Annotated in this window: 20 protein-coding genes, 1 tRNA gene and 1 other RNA gene; 11 read left to right on the forward strand and 11 right to left on the reverse strand. The window is 52.8% G+C overall.

The window, feature by feature from the left end; all coding sequences use genetic code 11:
- On the forward strand, window positions 1-267 hold a 267-nt coding region (locus C0557_RS08785; RefSeq protein ID WP_208658185.1), incomplete at its 5' end, for an IS3 family transposase.
- A gap of 63 nt (window positions 268-330) precedes the next feature.
- Here C0557_RS08785 and C0557_RS08790 read toward each other — a convergent pair.
- Together C0557_RS08790 and C0557_RS08795 are read right to left on the reverse strand one after the other, a co-directional pair.
- Window positions 331-466: non-coding RNA, RtT sRNA (locus C0557_RS08790), on the reverse strand.
- Window positions 467-513: 47 nt separating this feature from the next.
- Window positions 514-601, reverse strand: a tRNA-Ser gene (locus tag C0557_RS08795).
- 261 nt (window positions 602-862) lie between these two features.
- On the opposite strand from C0557_RS08795, the gene ghrA reads away from it, so the two are divergent.
- The 6 genes from ghrA to ymdB all read left to right on the forward strand — a co-directional run bounded on the left by ghrA (window position 863) and on the right by ymdB (window position 4854).
- Window positions 863-1801, forward strand: coding sequence for a glyoxylate/hydroxypyruvate reductase GhrA (gene ghrA, locus C0557_RS08800; RefSeq protein WP_208658186.1), 939 nt, complete (start codon window positions 863-865; stop codon window positions 1799-1801).
- An 84-nt stretch (window positions 1802-1885) separates the two neighbouring features.
- Window positions 1886-2623, forward strand: coding sequence for a phosphatase (locus C0557_RS08805; RefSeq protein WP_074777788.1), 738 nt, complete (start codon window positions 1886-1888; stop codon window positions 2621-2623).
- Between the two features lie 19 nt (window positions 2624-2642).
- Complete coding sequence (locus tag C0557_RS08810; protein ID WP_208658187.1) at window positions 2643-3197, forward strand: molecular chaperone; 555 nt, start codon at window positions 2643-2645, stop codon at window positions 3195-3197.
- A 101-nt stretch (window positions 3198-3298) separates the two neighbouring features.
- Window positions 3299-3781: a DUF1097 domain-containing protein gene (locus C0557_RS08815; RefSeq protein ID WP_217273292.1), complete on the forward strand. Its 483-nt coding sequence runs from the start codon at window positions 3299-3301 to the stop codon at window positions 3779-3781.
- A 170-nt stretch (window positions 3782-3951) separates the two neighbouring features.
- Complete coding sequence (locus C0557_RS08820; protein ID WP_208658189.1) at window positions 3952-4236, forward strand: type 1 fimbrial protein; 285 nt, start codon at window positions 3952-3954, stop codon at window positions 4234-4236.
- A 75-nt stretch (window positions 4237-4311) separates the two neighbouring features.
- The gene (ymdB, locus tag C0557_RS08825) at window positions 4312-4854 is read left to right on the forward strand and encodes an O-acetyl-ADP-ribose deacetylase (RefSeq protein ID WP_074777796.1); all 543 of its coding nucleotides are present in this window, start codon (window positions 4312-4314) and stop codon (window positions 4852-4854) included.
- 38 nt (window positions 4855-4892) lie between these two features.
- On the opposite strand, the gene mdoC is transcribed toward ymdB, so the two are convergent.
- Window positions 4893-6041 carry a glucans biosynthesis protein MdoC gene (gene mdoC / locus C0557_RS08830; protein ID WP_074777798.1) on the reverse strand — a complete coding sequence of 383 codons (1149 nt, stop codon included), beginning with the start codon at window positions 6039-6041 and terminating at the stop codon, window positions 4893-4895.
- Window positions 6042-6312: 271 nt separating this feature from the next.
- Between mdoC and mdoG the strand changes: the two genes are divergently transcribed.
- The 3 genes from mdoG (at window position 6313) to C0557_RS08845 (ending at window position 10670) form a co-directional block, all read left to right on the forward strand.
- Window positions 6313-7848, forward strand: coding sequence for a glucan biosynthesis protein G (mdoG, locus tag C0557_RS08835; RefSeq protein ID WP_208662860.1), 1536 nt, complete (start codon window positions 6313-6315; stop codon window positions 7846-7848).
- A complete protein-coding gene (mdoH, locus tag C0557_RS08840; RefSeq protein ID WP_208658190.1) occupies window positions 7841-10369 on the forward strand; it encodes a glucans biosynthesis glucosyltransferase MdoH in 2529 nt (842 codons plus the stop codon). Before mdoG ends, mdoH begins: the two co-directional genes overlap by 8 nt.
- A 73-nt stretch (window positions 10370-10442) precedes the next feature.
- On the forward strand, window positions 10443-10670 hold the full coding sequence (locus tag C0557_RS08845; protein WP_043953916.1) for a YceK/YidQ family lipoprotein: 228 nt from the start codon (window positions 10443-10445) through the stop codon (window positions 10668-10670).
- On the opposite strand, the gene C0557_RS08850 is transcribed toward C0557_RS08845, so the two are convergent.
- The 3 genes from C0557_RS08850 to C0557_RS08860 form a co-directional block, all read right to left on the reverse strand.
- Window positions 10671-11045: a MysB family protein gene (locus C0557_RS08850; protein ID WP_208662862.1), complete on the reverse strand. Its 375-nt coding sequence runs from the start codon at window positions 11043-11045 to the stop codon at window positions 10671-10673.
- Window positions 11046-11213: 168 nt separating this feature from the next.
- The gene (gene mdtG, locus C0557_RS08855) at window positions 11214-12470 is read right to left on the reverse strand and encodes a multidrug efflux MFS transporter MdtG (RefSeq protein ID WP_208658191.1); all 1257 of its coding nucleotides are present in this window, start codon (window positions 12468-12470) and stop codon (window positions 11214-11216) included.
- Window positions 12471-12615: 145 nt separating this feature from the next.
- Complete coding sequence (locus C0557_RS08860) at window positions 12616-13536, reverse strand: Kdo(2)-lipid IV(A) acyltransferase (RefSeq protein WP_208658192.1); 921 nt, start codon at window positions 13534-13536, stop codon at window positions 12616-12618.
- A 217-nt stretch (window positions 13537-13753) separates the two neighbouring features.
- On the opposite strand from C0557_RS08860, the gene C0557_RS08865 reads away from it, so the two are divergent.
- The gene (locus C0557_RS08865; protein ID WP_208658193.1) at window positions 13754-14803 is read left to right on the forward strand and encodes a rhodanese-related sulfurtransferase; all 1050 of its coding nucleotides are present in this window, start codon (window positions 13754-13756) and stop codon (window positions 14801-14803) included.
- A 35-nt stretch (window positions 14804-14838) separates the two neighbouring features.
- Here the strand turns inward: C0557_RS08865 and C0557_RS08870 are convergent, their stop codons facing one another.
- The 5 genes from C0557_RS08870 to bssS all read right to left on the reverse strand — a co-directional run bounded on the left by C0557_RS08870 (window position 14839) and on the right by bssS (window position 17900).
- Complete coding sequence (locus C0557_RS08870; RefSeq protein WP_208658194.1) at window positions 14839-15414, reverse strand: YceI family protein; 576 nt, start codon at window positions 15412-15414, stop codon at window positions 14839-14841.
- A 1-nt stretch (window position 15415) separates the two neighbouring features.
- The gene (locus tag C0557_RS08875) at window positions 15416-15982 is read right to left on the reverse strand and encodes a cytochrome b (RefSeq protein ID WP_208658195.1); all 567 of its coding nucleotides are present in this window, start codon (window positions 15980-15982) and stop codon (window positions 15416-15418) included.
- A 262-nt stretch (window positions 15983-16244) separates the two neighbouring features.
- The gene (locus tag C0557_RS08880) at window positions 16245-16358 is read right to left on the reverse strand and encodes a YceO family protein (RefSeq protein WP_064567264.1); all 114 of its coding nucleotides are present in this window, start codon (window positions 16356-16358) and stop codon (window positions 16245-16247) included.
- 50 nt (window positions 16359-16408) lie between these two features.
- A complete protein-coding gene (solA, locus tag C0557_RS08885; protein WP_208658196.1) occupies window positions 16409-17527 on the reverse strand; it encodes an N-methyl-L-tryptophan oxidase in 1119 nt (372 codons plus the stop codon).
- A 118-nt stretch (window positions 17528-17645) separates the two neighbouring features.
- Window positions 17646-17900 carry a biofilm formation regulator BssS gene (gene bssS / locus C0557_RS08890; RefSeq protein ID WP_017456389.1) on the reverse strand — a complete coding sequence of 85 codons (255 nt, stop codon included), beginning with the start codon at window positions 17898-17900 and terminating at the stop codon, window positions 17646-17648.
- Between the last annotated feature and the right edge of the window lie 157 nt (window positions 17901-18057).

Genomic DNA, 18057 nt, shown 5'->3' on the forward strand with positions numbered 1-18057 from the left:
ATGGCAGGCTATCAGGCAAAGTTAAAGGCGCGGGGCATGACACAAAGTATGTCGCGCAAAGGAAACTGCCTGGATAATGCAGTGATGGAGAACTTCTTCGGTACGCTGAAATCGGAGTGTTTTTATCTGAGCAGGTGGGACAGTGTCAACGAACTGAGAAAGGCGATAGAGGAATACATCTGTTACTACAACAACAAGCGGATAAGCCTGAAATTAAAAGGCCTGAGTCCGGTAGAGTACCGAACCCAGGCCCTGAAAGCCGCTTAACATGAACTGTCCAACTTTATGGGGTCAGTCCACTTTCGTACAGGCTCTTATCTGAAATGATGGCGGTGAGGGGGGGGGATTGACTCGCTCCGCTCGCCCTGCGGGCAGCCCACTCATGTTATTCGTGGTCTGTCCAACGGGCAGTTGCCCGTTGTCGAACCCCGGTCGGGGATTCTCATCCCCCCTGGGATGGAGAATATAAAAGAAAAAAGCCCGTACTTTCGTACAGGCTCTTATCTGAAATGATGGCGGTGAGGGGGGGATTCGAACCCCCGATACGTTGCCGTATACACACTTTCCAGGCGTGCTCCTTCAGCCACTCGGACACCTCACCACATTGTCTTCCCGATGTCATCGGGACGGGCGCTAATTTAGGGAAAAGCCATTGCGGCGTCAATCTTCTTTTTCAATAAATTAGCGTGTTTAGACAAACTTCAAACAACCTGCTTCTTAAACGTTCTGAAATCGCTTTTTTTCTCGTCACGGTACTTTCTCCGCGGCGTACAGGAGAAATTTGTTATGCTGATCATCTGTTTAAAATAACCAATAGAACCGGAAATTATCCGGATACATCACAACGAGTTCTGGAGTTGGAATGGACATTATTTTTTATCACCCTTCCTTTAATAGCGATTACTGGATTAACGCACTGCGTAAGGCGATGCCGCAGGTGAATGTTCGTGCATGGACGGCAGGCGATAATGCCCCGGCGGATTACGCCCTGGTGTGGCATCCCCCTGTCGAAATGCTTAAAGGGCGTAAACTGAAAGGGGTGTTTGCGCTTGGCGCCGGAGTGGATGCTATTCTCGGCCAGCTCAACGCCAATCCGGGGATGCTGGCTGATGATATTCCGCTATTCCGCCTGGAAGACACCGGGATGGGTTCGCAAATGCAAGAGTATGCGGTAAGCCAGGTGCTGCACTGGTTCCGGCGTTTTGATGATTATCAGGCGTTAAAACAGCAGTCCAGGTGGCAGCAACTGGAAGAGTATGCGCACGGCGATTTCACTGTCGGTATTCTTGGCGCGGGCGTGCTGGGTTCAAAAGTCGCGGAAAGCCTGCTGCCGTGGGGATTCCCGGTTCGTTGCTGGAGTCGCAGCCGTAAGTCGCTGCCCGGTGTACAAAGCTTTGCTGGCCCTGAAGAGCTGGGCGATTTTTTGCAGGGCACGCGCGTGCTGATCAACTTACTGCCGAATACGCCGGAAACGGTTGGTCTGATTAATCAGTCGCTGCTTAACCAACTCGCCGAACACAGTTATGTGATGAACCTGGCGCGCGGCGTCCACGTTGTGGAAGCCGATCTGCTGGCGGCGCTGGAGAGTGGGAAGGTGAAGGGCGCGATGCTTGATGTGTTCAGCCGCGAGCCGCTTCCTGCCGATAATCCACTGTGGGCGCATCCGCGTGTGGCAATGACTCCGCACATTGCGGCGTTCACGAGACCGACCGAAGCCATTGAGTTTATCAGCCGCACTATCGGCAAACTGGAGCGCGGAGAAACCGTCAGCGGGCGCGTTGACAGAGTTCGGGGTTATTAATGAAAGCCCGGCCGGCCGGGTTTTGTCATTAAAATCGCCACCGATAACTGCTATCCTTGCAAAAAATAACGACAGGAGTGAGCCATGTACCCCGTTGACCTGCATATGCATACCGTCGCCAGCACCCATGCTTATAGCACGCTTCATGATTATATTGCCGAAGCAAAAAGCAAAGGCATCAAACTGTTTGCCATTACTGACCACGGCCCGGATATGGCGGATGCGCCGCATTACTGGCACTTCGTCAATATGCGCATCTGGCCGCGTCTGGTAAATGGCGTGGGGATTTTGCGCGGTATTGAGGCCAACATTAAAAACACCGATGGTGAGATCGACTGCACCGGCCCGATGCTGACAGCACTCGATCTGATCATTGCCGGTTTCCATGAGCCGGTCTTTCCGCCGCAGGATAAAGCTGCGCATACGCAGGCGATGATTGCCACGATGGCCAGCGGCAACGTGCATATTATCAGCCATCCCGGCAACCCGAAATTTGAGGTTGATATTCCTGCAATCGCCGAAGCTGCCGCGAAATATCAGGTCGCGCTGGAAATTAACAACTCTTCCTTTATGCACTCACGCAAAGGCAGTGAAGATAACTGCCGTGCAATTGCTGCCGCGGTGCGTGATGCCGGCGGCTGGGTTGCGCTGGGATCGGATTCTCACACCGCGTTTACGCTGGGTGATTTCTCTGAATGCCGCAAGGTACTCGATGATGTCGATTTCCCGGAAGATCGTATTCTGAATGTCTCACCGCGTCGCCTGCTGAGCTTCCTTGAGTCACGCGGCATGGCGCCGATTGCTGAATTTGCTGAACTTTAATACTGACTGGAACAACTGAATGAACGAATTTTCTATCCTCTGCCGCGTGCTTGGCTCGCTGTTTTATCGTCAGCCGCAGGATCCGCTGCTGGTGCCGCTGTACACCATGATCCGTGAGGGGAAACTGGCGGAAAGCTGGCCTCTGGAGCAGGATGAACTGCTGGAGCGCCTGCAAAAAAACTGCGATGCGCAGGCGCTGGCTGCCGATTACAACGCGCTGTTTGTCGGCGAAGAGTGCCGGGTATCGCCGTTTCGCAACTCCTGGGTGGATGGCGCTACAGAAGCCGAAGTGCGTTCATTTTTGTCGAGCCGTGGTATGCCGTTAACCGATGCGCCAGCCGATCATATTGGTACCTTGCTGCTGGCAGCCTCCTGGCTGGAAGACCAGTCGGCTGAGGATGAAAGTGAAGCGCTGGAAACCCTGTTCGCAGAGTATCTGCTGCCGTGGTGCGGCACGTTCTTCGGTAAGGTGGAAGCCCACGCTACCACGCCGTTCTGGCGCACAATGGCACCGCTTGCGCGCGATGCCATTGCAGCAATGTGGGATGAGTTGCAGGAAGAATCTGCGGAATAATGTGATTCGCATCACTAATTTAATGTAACGTATAGTTTATCGTTTCAATTAATGTGCCTCTTGTCACATAACACCGGTGCGCATCTGCTATGATGCGCACCATGAACATTCTCCTTTCTATTGCACTGACAACGGGTATCCTCTCTGGCCTTTGGGGCTGGGTGGCCGTTTCCTTCGGCTTGATTAGCTGGGCGGGTTTTCTCGGATGTACGGCCTATTTCGCCTGCCCACAGGGCGGGTTGAAAGGGTTGCTGATTTCCGCCTGTACCGTCATGAGCGGCGTTGTCTGGGCGCAAGTGATTATTCACGGCGCGGCGCTGGCACCGCATTTGGCGATTGTCGGTTATATGATGACCGGCGTGGTGGCATTCCTGATGTGTTTGCAGGCCAAAAGTTTGCTGCTCTCCTTTGTGCCGGGCACTTTTATGGGTGCCTGCGCGACGTTTGCCGGGCAGAGCGAGTGGCGGATGATTGTGCCTTCGCTGGCCGTCGGGCTGCTATTTGGTTACGCCATGAAAAATAGCGGCCTGTGGATCGCTGCTCGCCGCGCGCAGCCTTTGCTCAACGAGCAAGAAGAAGTATAAATCGCATCAATAAAAAATCTTCTAAAAACAGCCCGGTAGCCAGCAACGGTGCGCTTTGTGCGCTAAACTATTAAAGAGATTAATTAAAAATGCCGATGAGTCAGGTAGGTGGAATATCTGACTCCCACCATCAAGGATGAACAACCTGTGAGGTGTTTATGCGGCTTTTTATGACATTCCTGTCTCTCATTATCCTTTTATCTACCACCTCTGTCGGCGCTGCGACGCCGGGCGGGATCATTCATTTCCAGGGCGAAATTGTTGAGGGGGGCTGCGATTATCGTACGCACTCACAGCAACTGGAGCTCTCTTGCCCGCAGGGGCAAAAGGTTGAAACGCAGCAATTTTCGCTTCGTGACATTGCCGGGCAGTCTTTTGCATCGCTGGCGAAAGTCGAGATGCACTATCTCGATCCAGAGCATTCAAAGGCCGTTGTCGTTATTAGTTATCACTGATAGTGCCTGCATGTTGCCCCCGCTCCAGGATACACTTATCAGAACGGCGGTTGATTGACCGGAAAGGGGGCAAAAATGCAGCCACGTATGCAGGTACTTCAGGGAGATATCACTACTCTCGAGGTTGATGTCATTGTAAATGCCGCAAACTCGTCGCTACTTGGCGGCGGCGGTGTTGACGGCGCTATTCATCGCGCGGCAGGACCGGAATTGTTGAAGGCCTGTCAGCAGGTGCGTCAGCAACAGGGGGAGTGCCCTCCGGGGCATGCGGTGATCACTACGGCGGGAAATTTGCGCGCCAAAGCGGTGATCCACACGGTTGGCCCGGTGTGGCGCGGCGGCGGTGAACACGAAGCTCGTCTGCTCGAGGATGCGTACCGTAACAGTCTGTTGCTGGCTGAAGCGAACGGCTACACCACGATCGCTTTTCCGGCGATAAGCACTGGCGTGTATGGCTATCCGAAACCGGCGGCGGCAGAGATCGCGGTCAACACGGTTTCTGCGCATCTGATCCGGCGTCCTCAACTACAGCAGGTTTTGTTTGTCTGCTTTGATGGCGAAACGGCGCACCTTTACCAACGATTATTAACACAGCAGGGCGAAGAACCAGCGAAGTAGGGGAAACGCAGGCTACTCACCAGGAGCAGCCTGCGAAATCAACGGGCGGTAGCGTGGGTTTTCACCTCTTTCTCCTGCGGTTTACCGGAGAAGAGAAAACGCAGCAGCGGAATGCGCAAATGAATTTCATACAGCAAAACCGCAATCCCAATGACGAATACCAGCCCGGTAACAAAACCTAACGCGTTGGACTGAATATGTGGGGTGATCCATGCGCCAAAGAGCAGCGTCAGCGGGTGGTGTACCAGATAAATAAACAGCGACGCATTGACAAAATAACTCACCCGCGCCGACTGAAAATTAAGCAACCGGTGCCCCAGCGAGAACACCACATTCACCATCCACAGCCCCAGCAGCATGGTAATTACCGCTTCGGTTTCATACAACCACGCATCGCCGCTGCCATAGCGTTGGTTAAGCAGATAAGCAACAAACGCCAGTGCTGAGCCGATCATGCACCACGGTGACGGCGTGGTAAAAAGTGATTTTAGGCGTGGATTTATGAACGTTAGCGCGCCAAGGATAAAGAATGGAATGTAAAACAGCGTCTGCATGACGGCGAAATTAAACAGCGCATCGCGCAATATATCGGGATACAACAGAAAAATAATGCGCCGAAATGCGGCCCAGGCAATGCCCAGCAGCAGGAACCAGAGGGAAAGCGTACCGAGTGAAATAGAACCAGGCAGGCGATCGGCACTGTTTTTTATTTTTTTAAACAACCACATGCCAACCGTTGTTAATATGACAAGTACTAACAGGAACCATAAATGAGATATCAGCTCCCACGACAGCGTATTGAATTTGTCATACGCCGATAAGGTGCGCCATTCCGCGGTATTGTTATTCACATATTGCAACATAATAAATTGCGGTAACGTGAGCAGCGGAATTGCGGTGAGCATCGGTATACCGACGCGTTCAACGCGCACCGTCCACCAGCGTTTTAGCGGATAACGCAGATATAGCATGTATGAAAAATAACCGGATATGACAAAAAATACCTGCATGCGAAACGCATGAATAGCGTCATTAAACAGGGTCAGCCACCAGGAAGGATAGGTACTGTTAACGTGCCACATATGGCTGGAATAAATCAGCGAGATGTGGAACGGGATCCCAAGCAGCATTAACCACGCGCGGATGGAATCAAGGAAATATTCTCGTTGTGTGGGTACTCTGGCCATATAACTCCGGGCATTCTAAGACTTTTCGCCTTATCCATAAGACAAATAATGGTTACATTCGAAACTAACCCTACACTATGTCCGATAACCTGTCTCCAGGATAAGCCTGCAAAACGATAAAGGGTGAGTTTCTTTGCTTATTCAATGAGCCAGCAGGCAGAACAATCAGGGATTCAGTTGTCGGATTGGCTGAGTTTCCATTAAAATGGATCGGATCGATTTAAGCACACAAAGGGGGAAGTGCTTAGTTATTATGAAACCTAAATTACAAATGATGAAAATGCGTTGGGTAGGCGCTGCGGTTCTGTTGTCACTTTATACGTCATCAGGCTGGGCTTTTTCTATTGACGATGTCGCAAAACAGGCACAATCCCTGGCTGGCAAAGGCTATGAAGCACCCAAGAGTAATCTGCCCTCTGTGTTCCGTGACATGAAATACGCGGACTATCAGCAGATTCAGTTCAACCACGACAAAGCCTACTGGAACGCGACCAACACCCCGTTTAAGCTTGAGTTTTATCATCAGGGCATGTATTTCGATACGCCGGTGACCATCAACGAAGTGACCGCCACCGCCGTTCGCCAAATTAAATACAGCCCGGACTACTTTAATTTCGGTAACGTTCAGCACGATAAAGACACGGTAAAAGATCTTGGTTTTGCTGGTTTCAAAGTTCTTTACCCCATCAATAATAAAGATAAAAACGATGAAATCGTCAGCATGCTGGGCGCAAGCTACTTCCGCGTGATTGGCGCAGGTCAGGTTTATGGGATCTCCGCGCGCGGTCTGGCGATTGATACTGCGCTCCCCTCCGGCGAAGAGTTCCCGCGTTTTCGCGAATTCTGGATCGAGCGTCCTAAGCCTGCCGATAAACGCCTGACGATTTACGCATTGCTGGATTCACCGCGCGCCACAGGCGCCTATCGCTTCGTCATCATCCCTGGCCGCGATACCGTAGTGGATGTGCAGTCCAAAGTTTACCTGCGCGATAAAGTGGGCAAACTGGGTGTTGCGCCGCTGACCAGTATGTTCCTGTTCGGTCCGTCGCAGCCCTCTCCGGCGACCAACTACCGCCCGGAACTGCATGATTCTAACGGTCTGTCGATGCTTGCCGGCAACGGCGAGTGGATTTGGCGCCCGTTGAACAACCCGAAACACCTGGCTGTCAGCAGCTATGCGATGGAAAACCCGCAGGGCTTTGGCCTGCTGCAGCGTGGCCGTCAGTTCTCCCGTTTTGAAGATATTGATGACCGCTACGATCTGCGTCCGAGCGCATGGGTTACGCCGAAAGGCGAGTGGGGCAAAGGGAAGGTTGAGCTGGTTGAAATTCCGACCAATGACGAGACCAACGATAACATCGTGGCCTACTGGACGCCGGATCAACTGCCGGAACCAGGCAAGGAGATGAACTTTAAATACACCATCACCTTTAGCCGCGACGAAGATAAACTGCATGCGCCAGACAACGCGTGGGTACTGCAAACCCGTCGCTCGACCGGTGATGTAAAACAGTCGAACCTGATTCGTCAGCCTGACGGAACGATTGCCTTTGTCGTCGATTTCACCGGCCAGGATATGAAAAAACTGCCGCAGGACACCCCAGTCACCGCGCAAGCCAGCATTGGCGATAACGGCGAAATCGTGGAAAACACCGTTCGCTATAATCCAGTGACGCAAGGTTGGCGTTTGATGTTGCGCGTGAAAGTTAAAGATCCGAAGAAAACGACGGATATGCGCGCGGCCCTGGTTAATGCCGACCAGACTCTGAGTGAAACCTGGAGCTATCAGCTACCTGCCAATGAATAAGACAACTGAGTATATCGACGCGCTGCCGCTCACGGATGCGGAGAAGGCAGCGCTGCCGACAGAGAGTATTCTTAGCGTGCATCAGGCGCTGGATGCTGAACATACAGACTGGAAACGTGAAGACGATACGCCGTTGGGTTCTCTGACGGCGCGCTTGCAGCATAGCTGGCCGGATTCACTGGGCAAAGAGCAGCTTATTAAGGATGATGAAGGGCGTGCGCAACTTCAGGCGATGCCGAAAGCGAAGCGCTCTTCCATGTTTCCCGATCCGTGGCGTACCAACCCTATCGGACGTTTCTGGGATCGCCTCCGTGGGCGGGAAGTGGCGCCGCGTTATCTTTCTCGTCTGACGAAAGAAGAGCAGGCGCACGAACAGAAATGGCGTACTGTCGGCTCAATCCGCCGTTATATTTTACTGCTGCTGACGCTGGCGCAGACGGTGGTGGCAACCTGGTATATGAAAACCATCCTGCCTTATCAGGGCTGGGCGCTGATCAACCCGACCGATATGGCGGGCCAGAATCTGTGGGTTTCCTTTATGCAGTTGCTGCCGTACGTGCTGCAAACCGGCATCCTGATCCTGTTCGCCGTCTTGTTCTGCTGGGTATCCGCCGGTTTCTGGACGGCGCTGATGGGCTTCCTGCAACTGCTTATCGGCCGCGACAAGTACAGCATTTCGCACTCAACGGTGGGTGATGAGCCGCTTAATCCGGAACATCGTACCGCGTTGATTATGCCTATCTGTAACGAAGACGTGGATCGCGTTTTTGCGGGGCTGCGTGCGACCTGGGAATCGGTTAAAGCCACCGGGCAGCAACAGCATTTCGACGTCTATATCCTCAGCGACAGCTATAACCCGGATATCTGCGTTGCTGAGCAGAAAGCGTGGATGGAGCTGATCGCGGAAGTGCAGGGCGAAGGGCAGATCTTCTATCGTCGCCGTCGCCGCCGTGTGAAACGTAAAAGCGGCAACATCGATGACTTTTGCCGTCGCTGGGGCAGCCAGTACAGCTACATGGTCGTGCTGGATGCAGACTCCGTGATGAGCGGTGAATGTCTGACCGGTCTGGTGCGTCTGATGGAAGCCAACCCGAATGCCGGGATCATTCAGTCATCGCCGAAAGCGTCCGGTATGGATACGCTGTACGCGCGCTGCCAGCAGTTTGCCACCCGCGTTTACGGGCCGCTATTTACTGCGGGGCTGCACTTCTGGCAGTTGGGGGAATCCCACTACTGGGGGCATAACGCGATTATCCGCGTGAAACCGTTTATCGAGCACTGCGCGCTGGCGCCGCTGCCGGGTGAAGGTTCTTTTGCGGGTTCCATTTTGTCGCACGACTTCGTGGAAGCGGCGCTGATGCGTCGTGCGGGTTGGGGCGTGTGGATTGCATATGACCTGCCGGGTTCGTATGAAGAGCTGCCGCCGAACCTGCTCGATGAGCTGAAACGCGACCGCCGCTGGTGCCATGGCAACCTGATGAACTTCCGCCTGTTCCTGGTAAAAGGCATGCACCCGGTACACCGCGCGGTGTTCCTGACCGGCGTAATGTCCTACCTTTCCGCACCGTTGTGGTTTATGTTCCTTGCGCTCTCCACTGCGTTGCAGGTGGTGCATGCCCTGACGGAGCCGCAATACTTCCTGCAACCGCGCCAGTTGTTCCCGGTATGGCCGCAGTGGCGTCCGGAGCTGGCTATCGCGCTGTTTGCCTCGACGATGGTGCTGCTGTTCCTGCCGAAGCTGCTCAGTATTATTCTGGTATGGTGTAAAGGGCCGAAAGAGTATGGCGGTTTCTTCCGCGTAACGATCTCGTTGCTGCTGGAAGTGCTGTTCTCGGTTCTGTTGGCGCCCGTCCGCATGCTGTTCCACACTGTATTTGTTGTCAGCGCCTTCCTCGGCTGGGAAGTGGTGTGGAATTCGCCGCAGCGTGATGATGACTCCACTCCGTGGGGCGAAGCCTTTATGCGTCACGGCTCGCAGTTACTGCTGGGGCTGGTGTGGGCCGTGGGAATGGCGTGGCTGGATCTGCGTTTCCTGTTCTGGCTGGCGCCGATTGTGTTCTCGCTGATCCTGTCGCCATTTGTCTCAGTGATCTCCAGCCGCTCTACGGTAGGTCTGAGTACGAAACGCTGGAAGCTGTTCCTCATTCCGGAAGAGTATTCGCCGCCGCAGGTGCTGGTGGATACCGATAACTATCTGGAACTGAACCGCTCGCGTTCGCTGGAGGATGGTTTTATGCACGCGGTGTTTCATCCTTCTTTCAATGCGCTGGCAACAGCAATGGCAACTGCGCGTCACCGCTCCAGCCGCGTGCTGGAAATTGCCCGCGACCGTCACGTTGAGCAGGCGCTGAACGAAACGCCTGAGAAGCTGAACCGCGATCGTCGCCTGGTGCTGCTAAGCGATCCCGTGACGCTTTCGCGACTGCACTATCGTGTATGGTCCGCACCGGAGAGATATCTCTCTTGGGTAAACTATTACGAAGAGCTGAAGCTAAACCCGCTGGCGTTGAAGGCGAAGTAAGCCGACATTAAGGAAAATACCGGCCACTGTGCCGGTATTTTTTTACTCTACAAACAGCAAGATGAGGTCAGGTGTGAGAGTTATTCTGGTTGTCGTAATGGCCTGTTTATTAAGCGGTTGCGGCAGCATTATCAGTCGGACTATCCCGGGGCAGGGCCACGGAAATCAGTACTATCCCGGCGTGCAATGGGATGTTCGTGATTCGGCGTGGCGCTATATTACCGTGCTCGATCTGCCTTTTTCACTGGTGTTCGACACTTTACTGCTGCCACTGGATGCACACCACGGCCCCTATGAGTGATCAGCGCTCGTCCCATTCGTCTGCCGCGGTCTGACCCTCTTCGGTATCGAGCGGCGGTTCAAGTTGAAATTCGCCCTCGTCCCATTCGTGCAGCGTATTCTCTTCCTGCCACTCCTGGCTTATTTCGATCTCGTCGAAATCACCGTCAAACACGCTCTGCGCGGCTTCGCCACTGAGCATCGGCAGACACTCTCCAGGCTCCTCCTCATCGGCAAAGAACTCAGCCTGCCAGGCGATATCGCCATCCTGAAGAACATACTTTTGCACATTAAATTGCTGCACGCTGATCTCGTCTTCATCAAGATCTGGATTACTGGCGATAAAAATTTCCCGTGCGGCATCAATTGCTTCAGACAGTGTTGAGTAATACTCCAGTTCGGATTCAGCCATGGAAAAACTCCTCAAGTTGCAGAAAAAGTATCTGCAAAAATCTATAGTCGCTGGTTTCGCCAGCGTCAAATGATGGCTGCGGTAATCAGATATTTAACAGAAATTGATCATTATGAAAAAGCGACAGAGCAGAGGAATCCGCTCTGTAACCGATCACTCTTTACTGCTGACCACGGATGCGGTGGAAGCGGGCGTTTCAGCATGAGCACGTGCAGGGCGCTGTAAGCTGAACCAGGAATAGACGGCATTAAAAAGCACCACGCCTGCGGTTACACAAAAGACCGCGCGGAACCCGTAGCTGGCGGAGACCGCTGCACCAATCAGCGGTCCGGTAACGTTGCCGATATCACGGAATGATTGGTTATAACTGAAGATGCGCCCGGCAATCTGGTTGGTCGAGTTATACACCAGCAGCGTCTGCACCGCCGGGAGTAACGCGCCATCGGCGGCGCCGAGCAGAAAACGCAGGATCGCCAGTTGCCACGGAGTTTGTACAAACGACATGGGCACCAGCAGCAGCACGGATATCACCAGCGCGGCCACCAGGATCTTCTCCGGGCCGATGCGATCGCCCAGTTTTCCCAGACGAGGAGCGCTCATCAGTGCCGCGACGCCTGGCACCGAGGCAATCATGCCGCTGATAAACGCGATATTGCTGACATTACCCGCCAGTTCGCGCACATACAGCGTCAGAATCGGCGCAATGGAGCCGGTTGCCACCTGAATAATCATGGTGGTGATAAACAGGCTCAGCACCAGTTTTGGACTTTTCAGCGAGGCAAAAACCTCTTTGAAGTGCAGCATTTCGCGCTTCGCCACCGGAACAAAATTCTCCCGGATACAGAACAGAGTCAGCAGGAAGCAGAGAAACAGTACCGACGCGGTGATAAAGAAGACCATTCGCAAGCCCCAGTTATCGGCGAGCAGACCGCCTGCCAGCGGCCCTAGCAGCGCACCGCCGACGCCGCCGGTGGAAAGGGTGCCGAGCGCCCAGCCGCTTTTATTCCGCGGTATTTGTGTCGCAATCAAAGCATTCGCGTTCGGGATAAATCCACCCAATAAGCCCAAAAGCGCGCGCAACACTAAAAACTGCCAGACATTTTGCGCCATACCCATCAGCGCCATGACAATCGCCATGCCCAGCGCCGAACGCAGCAACATAATTTTGCGCCCTTTACGGTCGGCAAGCCCGCCCCAGAATGGCGAAGCGATGGCAGAAAAAAGGAAGGTAATACTGAACACCAGCCCGGACCACATATTCAGCGCACCCGGATCGGTCACGCCGAGTTGCTCAACATACAGCGGCAGAAAGGGCATGACCAGGCTGAAGGCCGCGCCAGTCAGAAAACAACCAAACCAGGCAACGGTAAGATTACGTTGCCAGTTTATTGGGGCATCAGAAGATGACATAACCATCCGTACAGCGTTGTTGCAACGCGCGCATAAGGGAAATTGATAAGCATGCTAATTATGCGCTCAGGTGATGGTTGCTGCAATGCGCAGGACGATTTTTGTATGATGAAAAAAAGCCCGCAAATGCGGGCTATTCAGACGTTCAGTAGCGGGAAGGGACGCCTTCCGGGCGGGTTTTAAAGCGGCGATGTAGCCACATATACTGCTCGGGAGCCATCATGATGCAACGTTCCACAACTTTGTTCATCCAGGCGGCTGTTGTTTCCGCATCGTCAAGCGGTGGTGAATACTCCGGTTCCAGCATGATCAGCTCGTAGCCTTTAGCATCCGGCTTACGGCGCGGAACAAACGGTACAATCGCGGCCTGAGACATTCGCGCCAGCATCCAGGTGCCGGAAGTGGACGCCGCCTGCTCAACGGCAAAGAAGGGGGCGAAAACGCTGGCACGCGGGCCGTAATCGTGGTCCGGCGCGTACCAGACAACCTCGCCTGCTTTCAGCGCGCGGATCATGCCTTTAAGATCTTTTCGGTCGATCATACTCTTGTTGGAACGCATGCGTCCCCAGGTCTGCATCAGATCGATAACCGGATTGTCGTTCGGTCTGTAGACACCAATCCCCGGCTCATTCATACCGAACATACGGGCGCCAATTTCCAGGGTGAGAAAATGCACGCCAATCAGCAAAATACCGCGCCCTTGCGCCTGTACGTCGCGAACATATTCAAAACCGGATACATCCATCCAGCGCGCCATTCGGCGATCGGACCAGAACCAGGCTATGCCAGTCTCCAACAGACCCATGCCGACGGACTCAAAATTTTTCGTGAGCATGCGCTGACGTTCTTCGGCGCTCATCTGCGGAAAACAGAGTTCAAGATTGCGCTCGGCGATTTTTACGCGCCGTTTCATCACCCGTTTAGCCAGATGGCCAATGCCATACCCCAGACGATAAATGACTGGATAGGGGAGTTGAACAACCAGCCACAGCACACCTATTCCAAACCAGGTGGGCCAAAAACGAGGGTGTAAAAGTGAAGCTGAAAACTTAGGTAAAAGCGTCATGACTGTCCTGTGTTAAGCAACAATTCCCTGTATTCTCGCACTTTTTCGGAATTTGCCAAAATCCGGGCGCACGGAATGGCGGTTTTTCCGGTGATTGTTATGCCGCAATAAGCAGATTGAGAAGAAATGTAGCGTAAAATGTGTGGATGTAAATTATCAGTATTTGCTTTATGATGCCGCCGTTTTTTCACTCTCTACTTTGCAGGATACGTACACCATGCCAGTGTTACACAACCGCATCGCCAACGATGAATTAAAAGCGCGCATGCTTGCCGAAACCGAGCCACGTATCACGGTCTCGTTTTATAAATATTTTTCTATTATGAACCCGCAGGCAACGCGCGATGCCCTTTACCAGGCGTTTACCGCACTGAAGGTATTTGGTCGCATTTATCTTGCTCATGAAGGGATTAATGCCCAGGTCAGCATACCGCAAAGCCTGTTCCCGGCTTTTCGCGATGCGCTTTATGCCTTCGATCCGGCACTGGATGGTCTGCGTCTGAACATCGCCATTGACGATGACGGTAAATCATTCTGGGTGCTGCGCATGAAAGTGCGCGATCGCATTGTTGCGGACGGTATTGAAGATGAGAGTTTTGACGCCAGCGATGTCGGCGATTACCTGAAAGCGGCGGAAGTGAACGCGATGCTTGACGATCCGGAAGCGATTTTTATCGATATGCGCAACCACTATGAATATGAAGTGGGGCATTTTGACGGCGCGCTGGAGATCCCGGCCGATACCTTCCGCGAGCAGTTACCTAAAGCCGTTGAGATGATGCAGGCGCATAAAGACAAGAAAATTGTGATGTACTGCACTGGCGGTATTCGCTGTGAAAAGGCGAGCGCCTGGATGAAGCACAACGGTTTTAATAAAGTGTGGCATATCGAAGGCGGCATCATTGAGTATGCGCGTCGCGCCCGTGAACAGGGCCTGCCTGTTCGCTTTGTCGGGAAGAATTTCGTTTTCGATGAACGAATGGGGGAACGCATTTCCGACGACGTGATTGCCCATTGTCACCAGTGCGGTGCGCCGTGTGACTCACATACCAACTGCCGCAATGATGGCTGCCATTTGCTGTTTATTCAGTGCCCGGCTTGTGCGGAGAAATATGAAGGCTGTTGCAGTGAATTGTGTCACGAAGAGAGCAAGTTGCCGGAAGAGGAGCAGCGTAAACGCCGCGCCGGACGTGAGAATGGCAATAAAATCTTCAACAAATCGCGCGGACGTCTGAACACAAAACTGGGGATTCCGGATCCGGAATAACGCAAACGGGAGAGGGGAAACCCTCTCCTGCTTATTTACTTCTGCTGTACGCCTTCGACAGAAATAATCAGCTCCACATCCTGCGATGCTGGCCCAAGATCGGTCGTAATATTGAAATCTTTCAACGCGATTTTGCCGGAAGCTTCAAAACCTGCACGCACGCCGCCCCACGGATCTTTGCCCTCACCGATGAGTTTTGCCGCCAGCACCACCGGCTTCGTCACGCCATTCAGCGTCAGATTACCGGTAATATTCAGCCCATCAGCCGTTTTCTTCACTTCGGTAGAGCTGAACGTTGCCTGCGGGAATTTCGCTACATTCAGAAATTCCGCACTGCGCAGATGCTTATCTCGCTCAGCATGATTGGTGTCCAGACTGTTGGTGTTGATCGTTACATTCACTTTATCGGCGGCCGGGTTGGCTTCGTCGAAGGTAAATGTACCGTCGAAATCTTTAAATGTGCCGTATAACCAACTGTATCCAAGATGCTGGATGCGGAAGTTGACGAAAGCGTGTTGCCCCTCTTTATCGATTTTATAATCTGCGGCTACGGCAGCGCCGGTAGCAAAGAGTAGCGAGGCGAGAGCGAGTCCCGGCAGGATTTTCTTCATATTATGCTCCAGAGTCAGGCGACGATTTTCCCAGCATGCGCTTGAGAGTGACGTCTTTATCGATGAAATGGTGTTTTAAGGCGGCCAGACCGTGCACTACCGAGAGCACGACTACGCTCCATGCCAGCCATAAGTGAACAGTACCGGCGAGATCCGCCTGCGAACCGGCGTCGGTAAGCGTCGCAGGCACGTTAAACAGGCCAAATACGTTAATCGGTTTGCCGTCCGCGGTGGAGATTAAATAGCCGCTGATGAGAATGCCAGACAGCAACACATACAGTGCTATATGAGCCAGTACGGCACTTGCTCGTGTCAGGCGTGAATAACTGGATAGCGGAGAAGGGGGCGGTGAAATATGCCGCCAGACAATGCGCACCACCAGCCCTAACATCAACAGAATGCCGATACTTTTATGCAGTTCCGGCGCCTGATGGTACCAGCCATCATAATAGCTGAGCGTCACCATCCATAATCCCAGCGCGAACATGCCATAAATGGCTATTGCCATCAGCCAGTGAATAGCAACGGAAATAGTGCCGTAGCGGGCGGGTGAGTTGCGAAATTGCATAATTGTGAATCATTGTTAATGAACGGTTAATTTAAAATGGCGAGGGCGGATACATATTGCAACTGAAAATTAAGCAATTAGACAATTAATTTTTCTATGTCATTTTTTTTGAATGACTGTTGCTTTCAATGTTCAGGTGATTAGAGGGTGACAGATAATTTTTGCTGTTAATAGCAGGGTACGTGAGATTTTTTATTGTTCAGGAAAATTGTTTTAACTCTGGTTTTTTTAAATAAATGTCAGCTTTTGTCAGTATTTATGATTAAGGCCATACAATATAAATAAGGTCGATCAGCGCAACGAGTAGCCACAGCGCAATATATAACATCAAATGCTCACGCACATTATTAATAAGGAAGTCGAATAAACGACGCATGATCTCTCCGCAAAAAAATAAAGGCGGCCACAAATAAGGCCGCCGACGGATTATCGGGTAAAGCGTGACAGGGAAAAAGGCGTCAAATCAAAATCGCTGCATTTACCCTGCGCAAATTCACAGGCGATTTCGCCGAGCACTGGCGCGAATTTAAATCCATGGCCGCTCAGTCCGGTGATAATCAGCGTGTCCGGATGCTCCGGCAACGTATCAATAATAAAATCTTCATCCGGCGAGTTATCGTAGGTACATGAAGCGCCGTACAGACAACCACCAATGCCCGGCAGGAACTGGCGCAGAAAACCGAAGCACTCCGAACCGTCTCCTGCCTCATTGCCAAAAGGTGTACGCTGTTGTGCTTCGTCGATGAGCTGGCCGCCGTTATGACGACCGATCTTCAGCGCGTTGTCTTCGGCGGGGAAACCGTAATACTGATCGCCATTCGGCATTTCACCGGTGAAGGCTGGAAAGTGATTTTTGCTGCTGTAGCGACCGTCCGCCTGGAACCAGGCGAAAACCTTGCGTACGGGTTGTACCGGAAGCGTTGGAATTAACTGACGTACCCAGGTGCCGGCGCTAACCAACACTTTCTTGCCGACGAACTCGCCTTCCGCTGTTTCGATGGTCACGCCTTCAGGGCCATGACGCAGCGCGGTAACCGGGCAGTTAAACAGTTGCGCGCAACCGGCCTGTTGGGCGAGACGGATCCAGGTTTTAACCGCCAGTTCGCTCTTCAGTACGCCGGAATCGGCTTCGAACAGACCGATATAGTCTTCCGGCACGGTGATTTCGGGCCAGCGGGCCATCAGTGAAGGCGCATCCAGTTTTTCTACCGCCAGATCCCACTGCTTAGCACTGTGGGCGACATTGACGAGAAATTCGGAATCAGCCGGGCCGAGATTGATCACGCCGGTCCGTTCGAACACCGCCTCGCCGCTTTCGCTGGCTAACTGATCCCACAACTGTTGGGCGCGCAGCACCAGCGGGACATATTTTTCACCTTCGCCATACGCGTGGCGAATTAGACGCGTATCGCCATGATGGCTGCCTTGCTGGTGCGGCGGGAGATGGGCATCGGTCATCAGCACATTTAACCCGGCGCGGGTAGCGTAATAGCCGGTCGCTGCGCCGACAGATCCGCTGCCGATAATAATCAGGTCATATTTCATGGTGTTCTCCAGGAAAAAGCGTGTTCAGGAGGGTAATTAACCTGGCGGCGTTATACAAGGGCAGAAATAATTAAGGCACCCTGAAGGGTGCCTGTTGGGATGAAGGTCAGCATTAAGACTAATGCCTGCGGTACTCATCTTCCTGGTAATCGCCTGATTCAATCTTGGCAATACCCGCCTCGAGAATCGATATAAACTGGCGGGCGACATCTGTCGTTAACCATAACGTCTGGCCGACTTCAGTCTCTTCCTGAGCGGCTCTGTTAGGGGTCTGGTAGTGTAACCGGAGCATCAGGGCATCGTAACTATCCACAGTACTGATGTCCCATCCGACCAGTGGATGGGTCTGGATGACTTCATTATTCTTTACCATCATAACCCCCATATTAGCGTGTTTATTTAGACAACGACTTTCGAGGTTCAATGCGTGTTTTTTTTGAAGCCTCTTTAGTATATCAACAGATGGGGGTGATGATCGAATAAATAAACACTCTGCAACATGTTTTTTAGGCTGTTTGATTTTTTTGAAT

The sequence above is a fragment of the Kosakonia sp. MUSA4 genome (assembly GCF_013085925.1).
Taxonomy (GTDB): Bacteria; Pseudomonadota; Gammaproteobacteria; order Enterobacterales; family Enterobacteriaceae; genus Kosakonia; species Kosakonia sacchari_B.